Here is a 993-nt window from a genome sequence, read left to right on the forward strand (position 1 = left end):
GTATGGTTGTGTATTCTTAGGGGTTTAGATAGAAAAAAAGGAATTTATGATTCTATATGCATTTCAAAAGGTGGATATATACTAGAAATAAAACTAAATGCTTTGTTAGTGAAATGATTCGCTCTTTTAGCGGTAAAACGTAAATATAGGTATAGGATAAAGATCTATTAATGTTATATAAAAAGTGAAGTAATGAAAGGAACGGGTGTTCTGTATATGTTTGTTCGGTGCACTTGATCAATTGAGGTACGTATTTTTAATCCAGTATATGTGTTTAAAAAGGAAATGCTATTAATCAATTCAAACCTTGAGCATATCTTAAATGTTTATTAAGAGAATATAGCTGTATGGAAATAGATGATACTAAAGATGAAGGAGATATAAGGCTGATATTTCAGTGAAAAAGGGATAGTTAATAAATATATTAGTGTGCTTCTATATATTTACGAGTAAACAGATAAGCAACTATTACTTCATATAAGTAGAACTTGGGACTCTATAACTAGAGTAGTATATGAGTGTATTATGGATTTTTGTATCGTTGTCTGTTATAAGAATACGTATATCTTCAATCGTTTCTAATAGAGGGTGTGATAAACAAAGAGGTATTAATATTTATTAAAATAAGATTGTTAGTTTCGCTAGGTAAAAACTTCTGTACAAATTAAGTCTAGGGTTTAAATTAACTTGAATATATTTTGGAAGAATAGGTTAAATAGAAGCAGAAGGTAGCTTTTCGGTAATGAATCCTTGGAGAGGCGTATCTAGTTAAAAGAGCATAAAAATATTAACTTGAATATCTTTATAAAAAGGTGTTGACGATTATACAAATGAAGTGTAATATAGAACAAGTCGCCGATGACATTAACGTCGCAAGCGACAAACGAAATAAAAAACTTAGTTGACATTGAAAGATGAAGATGTTAACATAAGGAAGTCGCAAATGAGCGACTAAGTAGTTCTTTGAAAACTGAACGAAACAAACAACGTGAA

The 993-nt window shown here is 29.7% G+C and carries 1 protein-coding gene; it reads right to left on the minus strand.

Annotated features, from left to right (window positions below; all coding sequences use genetic code 11):
• Positions 1-802 precede the first annotated feature (802 nt).
• On the minus strand, positions 803-993 hold a 191-nt coding region (locus ACLBXA_RS29285; protein WP_447617737.1), incomplete at its 5' end, for a hypothetical protein.

The organism is Bacillus sp. D48C, assembly GCF_053345735.1.